This is a genomic window from [Clostridium] symbiosum ATCC 14940 (assembly GCF_000466485.1).
Lineage (GTDB): Bacteria > Bacillota > Clostridia > Lachnospirales > Lachnospiraceae > Otoolea > Otoolea symbiosa.
Genome location: NZ_KE992937.1, coordinates 21,132 through 27,131 on the forward strand (window position 1 = coordinate 21,132; position 6,000 = coordinate 27,131).

Annotated in this window: 5 protein-coding genes; all 5 read left to right on the plus strand. The window is 44.4% G+C overall.

Features of this window, described 5'->3' with window-relative positions; genetic code table 11:
* Positions 1-234 precede the first annotated feature (234 nt).
* The 5 genes from CLOSYM_RS23480 (at position 235) to CLOSYM_RS13345 (ending at position 5,947) form a co-directional block, all read left to right on the plus strand.
* Positions 235-771: a hypothetical protein gene (locus tag CLOSYM_RS23480; protein WP_021642500.1), complete on the plus strand. Its 537-nt coding sequence runs from the start codon at positions 235-237 to the stop codon at positions 769-771.
* A complete protein-coding gene (locus tag CLOSYM_RS13330; protein WP_242828679.1) occupies positions 677-2,341 on the plus strand; it encodes a sigma 54-interacting transcriptional regulator in 1,665 nt (554 codons plus the stop codon). Before CLOSYM_RS23480 ends, CLOSYM_RS13330 begins: the two co-directional genes overlap by 95 nt.
* A 213-nt stretch (positions 2,342-2,554) precedes the next feature.
* Positions 2,555-3,742 (plus strand): MalY/PatB family protein, encoded by a 1,188-nt coding sequence (locus CLOSYM_RS13335; RefSeq protein ID WP_021642502.1) that lies wholly within the window; start codon positions 2,555-2,557, stop codon positions 3,740-3,742.
* A gap of 39 nt (positions 3,743-3,781) precedes the next feature.
* A complete protein-coding gene (locus tag CLOSYM_RS13340) occupies positions 3,782-4,927 on the plus strand; it encodes a M20 metallopeptidase family protein (RefSeq protein WP_021642503.1) in 1,146 nt (381 codons plus the stop codon).
* A gap of 12 nt (positions 4,928-4,939) precedes the next feature.
* Positions 4,940-5,947, plus strand: coding sequence for an AbgT family transporter (locus CLOSYM_RS13345; RefSeq protein ID WP_021642504.1), 1,008 nt, complete (start codon positions 4,940-4,942; stop codon positions 5,945-5,947).
* The last annotated feature ends 53 nt before the right edge of the window (positions 5,948-6,000 follow it).

Consider the following 6,000-nt stretch of genomic DNA (forward strand, 5'->3'; position numbering starts at 1 on the left):
CCTTTCTGCTTACATTTCTCCGATAAACACAAATTATTACTTTTCGCACAACGTACTTCGATTTTAGTACAATAATACCCCTATGTCAAACCGGGTATTTTTTGATAATTGGAATAATATTTCTATTTAATTCACTTAATGTATGATATATCACCCCAAATAAAATCTTCAATATCTTTTATTTCAAATTTATAGTATACTTATTCCAGAGAAAGTACAAAGGAGACGGCGCCGATGAAAACAATTGCAGTTATTGCTTATGATAAAAGCTCCGTTCAGGTATATGCGGATCAGGTAAACTACTTTATGGGAAATCGGGCAAAGACCATTCTATACAGTGTGAAAGATAATTTTATCAGCCAAATAATGCCGGCTGATCTGTATTTAATTTCAACGTGTGCCTATACAGAGCTTAACAATATAAGAAAGTATCTCCCCTTAAAAGGAGAGGTTGTCATCATACGGGTCACAATAAGAAAAAACAGTCTCAAACAGCTATTGAAGGTTCCCCCCAGAACTAAGGCACTGTTGGTAAATATCAGCCACAAAATGGCGATTGAAACCATGGCGTTATTAAATCAGCTTGGCGTTGACAACATAGATTTTTATCCCTGCAGCCCGAATGAGGAATATTCGCAGAGTATCAAGTTTGCCGTGACCCCGGGAGAAAGCAGGTATGTCCCGGAGGGGGATCACCGATATTTTGGATATCGGCCCCAGAATACTGAGCAGCGAAACCATTGTAGAGATGATGCTGAAACTTCACAGTGAAGAACTGATGGAGGAAGACAGATTAAAGGAGTATTTCCAGGACCTTGTGGATGACAATTACAATTTTAACCGAATGTTTCATCGTTCCGTGCAGATGGAAGGACTGATTGACATACTTCAGAGCACGCTGAATATCGGCATCATATGTATGGATGGTGATTCCGTCATATTCTTCTTTAATAAAAAAGCAGAGGAAATACTCAATTTGACAAAGCAGAGAGTATTCGATAAAAAAGCTGGCGATGTACTTCCGTTTATCCCGTTTGAAGAATGTTTTTCCACACGGCGTGAAATAAAGGAACGGATGCTGAAAGTACAGAATGTAGATATCTCCCTCAGCATTGTACCGGTTGTCAGAGGTTATGATTTTATAGGCGCAATGGCCACAATACAGCGTTTCAGCGATGAAGAATTCCGGCAGCATAAGCTTAGATGCCAGCTTATGAACAAAGGCCATGCCGCCAAATATACATTTGATTCGATAGCAGGTACCAGCCCGGCTATCTCCCGGGCCAAAGAGATCGCCGCTAAAATGGCAAAAAGACCTGCTCCGGTACTGTTGACAGGTGAGAGCGGCACCGGCAAAGAACTCTTCGCACATGCCATACATGCGGCCTCGGACCGGAGCGAATATCCTTTCGTTGCCATCAACTGCGCCGCCATCCCGGATAATCTGATGGAAAGCGAATTATTCGGATATGAAGAAGGAGCATTTACCGGTGCAAAAAAGGGCGGGAAAATGGGATACTTTGAGTTCGCCCACAAAGGTACTCTTTTTCTTGATGAGATTGAAGGAATGAGTACAGCTCTTCAGCTCAAGCTGTTGAGAGTCATACAGGAGAAAGAAGTTCTGAGAGTCGGTGGAAACCGTGTGATTAATGTGAATGTAAGAATTATAGCGGCTACCAATGAAAATCTGGAGGTATTGGTACAAAAGGGGGAATTTCGAAAAGATTTGTACTACCGCCTGAATGTGCTTAGTATAGAGCTTCCTCCTCTTCGCGAAAGAGGAAGAGACGTATTACAATTGGTTCATAAGTTCAGACAGGAAACTGAATCTACATTTGTGCTGTCATCCGAGACGGAAGAAATACTGCTCAATCAGACCTGGGACGGAAATATCAGACAGCTCAGAAATTGTCTGGAGTATTTTGCCTGCCTGGATAAAACGGTAATTAATCCGGAAGATCTTCCGCCAAGCCTGTACACCAAAAAGGATAGTTCAGCGATTTTGCAAACTCCTGATAAAAACTTCCGCCAATATTCGGCCGAGTCCGCAGCTGCGAAAGAGCAATCACAGTCACCCTGTTTTTTTCAGGATACAGATGCTTTACAGGAATTCCTACTTCGTGAAATGGCTGCCCGGGCAAAAGATGGAAAAAGCTGCGGCAGACGCTATTTGATCCAGAAGATAAGAGGATGCGGATATCTAATTACAGAACGGGAATTACGGGGCCAATTGAAAGATATGGAGGAAAAAGGACTTATCGATATCAGCCAGGGCCGGGGCGGCAGCAAAATAACTAAAAACGGGGTAATGTGGTTAAATATGCGTATCAAATCCAGTTAAACGGGTTAATTGGGACAAGTTCGAAAAATGCAGGGTTCTCGAAAATCTGTAAACCCTGCATTTTTGCTGCATCTAATAAGGCTGGCCGCAAAATAATAAGACTATTTTAAAGTATAATGTAATTTGGCACAAAACTTGCTCTTATACTATGCAGCAGACTTTGATAACCGGCCGGCAAAGCTTGTACAAAAAGAAAACTGGAGATGACATTATATGAGATACAATTTTGATGTGGTGACAGACAGGTGGAACAGTAACGCCGTAAAATACGATGAAGCTGAAAAGAAGTTCGGAAGGAAGGATCTGATTCCCCTCTGGATTGCGGATATGGATCTTCCGACCGCCCAGCCGATCATCGATGCAATGGCCAAGAGAAATGCACAGGGAATATTCGGATATACGTCACGGCCCGATTCTTATTTCGAATCTGTAAGGGAATGGCAGGAGAAAAGGAACGGCTGGAGCTTTGATCCGAAGCTGGCATCTTTTTGTCCCGGTGTAGTTCCGGCACTGGCAACAATGGTTCGTGAATTTACCAATGAGGGGGATACCATACTCTTTTTCACACCGGTTTATTCTGAATTTTTCGATATAACAAAAGATTGGGGAAGAATTCCCCTGACCGTTCCCCTGATACAAGAGCAGGGCGAATACGGTATAGACTTTGATGCATTTGAACAGGCTCTTCAAAGCGGTCCGTCCCTTTTTATTTTCTGCCATCCCCATAATCCTCTGGGGCGCGTCTGGACAAGAGAGGAACTGGAGCAGATTGGTAATTTATGTATCCGATACGGAGTCCCTGTCATATCCGATGAGATTCACTCCGATTTGATGCTCTGGAATTATAAACATATCCCTATGGCTTCTGTCAGTGGAGATATTGCTGCCAATACAATTACCTGCTCTTCCGCTACAAAAACATTTAACCTTGCAGGCCTGCAGGCCTCAACAATAATATTTCCGGATAAAGCAAGAAAAGAAATATTTGATAAATTCTGGCACGATCTGGATGTCCACAGAAATAACTGTTTCAGCGTTGTGGCTGTGGAGACGACATTCCGCGAAGGTGAGGAATGGCTTGAGCAGGTACTGCTGTATATAGAAGGTAATATGCGGTATGTAAAAGAATATCTGGAGACGAAAATCCCTGAAATTCAAACCTATCTTCCGGACAGTACTTATCTGATGTGGCTGGACTGCCGCCATTTAGATATGACAGGAGACGAATTGGTGGATTTTATGATCAATGAGGCCCGTCTGGGGCTGAATGACGGCCGTTCCTTCGGCGCTCCGGATGGCTACATGAGAATCAATGTCGCCTGTCCCCGATGTACGCTCACAGATGCCTTAGCCCGGCTGGAACAGGCAGTGGAGAAAAGGAGGAAGAAGGAACAGGCATAACGGGCGATAAACAAGCTTTATTACCAGGAGGAAAAAGAGATGTTAAAGGATACTAAAAATTACGTGATTGAACAACGGCGGAAATTCCACAGGATTCCGGAAGTTTCCATGGAGGAAAAAGAAACTGCAGAAGCCATCCGACAGGAGCTTCAAAATTTGGATATTCCCTTTGAAAAGGTGGGTGAATATGGCACCGTAGCCTGCATTAAAGGAGTGGGTCCCGGCAAAACATACGCGTTTCGTGCAGACATAGATGCGCTCCCTATACAAGAGGAGACAGATGTTGAGTTCATTTCTGTTCATTCCGGCGTAATGCATGCGTGCGGCCATGACGGACATATTGCGGTACTTCTGGCCTTTGCCAGGGAACTTGCAGCGAAAAAAGAGACATTAAACGGAACCTGTTATCTGTGTTTCCAGCAGGGGGAGGAGATCGGAAAGGGACAGGATCAGATAATCTCTTATCTTAAAAATGCAGGCGGTATAACAGCAGTCCTTGCCTGTCATTTATGGGTAGATATTCCGATCGGTAAAATCTCTCTCAGAAAAGGGCCGGTGATGGCGGGGACAACCAGTTTCCAGATCCGGATAACAGGAAAAGGCTGCCATGGCTCCCGGCCGGATCAGGGGATCGACCCAATCAATGCGGCAATAACGCTTATTGGACAGGCAATACGGCTTAAGGATCGCGAATTCAGCCCTCTTCAGAGCAATACTCTAAGCTTTTGCAAGTTTCACAGCGGAAAAGCAACAAATATTATTCCGGAAGACGCAGAGCTGGGAGGAACTATGAGATTCTTCAGCGCCAGTGAACGCGCACAGTTATTAGATGTCATTGACAGAAGCTGCCGGGCGACTGAACTGCTGACCGGGTGCTCAATTGAATGGAAAACCCTGGTTGGTCTGCCGCCTGTTGTGAATCACGGTGATTGCATCGATCAGGCCCGCTTGTCTGCAGAATCGGTTTTCGGCGCTGACAATGTAATTGAATTTGAAAAAATAATGGGGGCCGATAATTTCGGCTGTTATCTCCAGGAATTCCAGGGCTGTTACGCCTTTATCGGCATTGGTAACAAGGAAAAAGGCATCTGCAATGCGCACCATAACAGCAAATTCGATATGGACGAGGGGGCACTGGAATATGCTGTGCGGTTCTATCTTGACTTTGTAGAAAAGAATATGTAAAGGAGAAGGGCTATGAGTAATAAGAACCAGACAAAAACAAACCAGCCGCAGCTGACAGGCATCCTCGGCATAATCGAGAGGACGGGTAATAAGATACCTCACCCCATTTATATGTTTATTGCTTTTTTCTTTATCGTGCTGGGCTTATCCGCCGTTTTGGCCGCAGCAGGTTTTCAGACGGTGAATCCGGTAAATAACGAAGAGGTAAGTGTCGTCAATTTATTAACGGCTGCCGGAATTGCCGATATATTAAAAGGATTTCCCACAGAATGGGCAGGTTTCAGCCCAATTGGAGCAGTATTTGTCGCAACCCTTGGACTCGGCGTGGCAAATGGGAGCGGTTTTTTAAATGGCACGCTTCGCCTCGCCAGCAATTTTAAATCCAAGTTTCTCGTCACAGTGCTCGTTGTTCTCATCGGTATTAACGGAAACTTGATAGGTGATGCTGCATTTGTAGTATTTCCTCCTCTAATTGCTATTTTATACATGAACCTCGGCAGGAATCCTCTGGCAGGTTTGAGTATCTCACAGTTCTTCCTGATCTGCTTTTTTGCCTGCCAGTTTATCGCCGTATTCGCCAAAAGTAATATTGGAACAATCGTTGCTATTAAATGCGGACTGTTTTTAAAAGACAGCGGCATTCAGGGGGTGGGACTTTTCCTTTTGTTTGTATTCCTTGTGGCCCTGATTAACCTGTTTGTGAGCAGCATGAGCGCTAAATGGGCTATCCTTTCAACCGTATTTGTTCCGATGCTGCTAATTGCCGGCATCAGTCCTGCGGCAACCCAGATGGCTTACCGGGTCGGGGACAGCCTTACAAATAATATCACACCGACCTTTGCCTATCTGGGAATCATTCTGACTTATGCACAGAAATATGACAGACGGGCCCAAACAGGAACCGTTATCGCGTATATGCTCCCCTTTTCAATTTCCTTTACAATTGTCTGGGTAGGGCTGCTGATCATCTGGACCCTTCTGGGGCTTCCGATTGGCCCCGGGTACCACGTGTTTTTATAAATATAATATAAATGATAAAAATAGCATTCTGGTGATATGTCAAGAACTTTTTG

Bases quoted from the DNA above. Each gene is read 5' to 3' on its own strand.
- CLOSYM_RS13335 (WP_021642502.1), top strand. From the start codon at position 2,555: ATGAGATACAATTTTGATGTGGTGACAGACAGGTGGAACAGTAACGCC.
- CLOSYM_RS13330 (WP_242828679.1), top strand. From the start codon at position 677: ATGTCCCGGAGGGGGATCACCGATATTTTGGATATCGGCCCCAGAATA.
- CLOSYM_RS23480 (WP_021642500.1), top strand. From the start codon at position 235: ATGAAAACAATTGCAGTTATTGCTTATGATAAAAGCTCCGTTCAGGTA.
- CLOSYM_RS13340 (WP_021642503.1), top strand. From the start codon at position 3,782: ATGTTAAAGGATACTAAAAATTACGTGATTGAACAACGGCGGAAATTC.
- CLOSYM_RS13345 (WP_021642504.1), top strand. From the start codon at position 4,940: ATGAGTAATAAGAACCAGACAAAAACAAACCAGCCGCAGCTGACAGGC.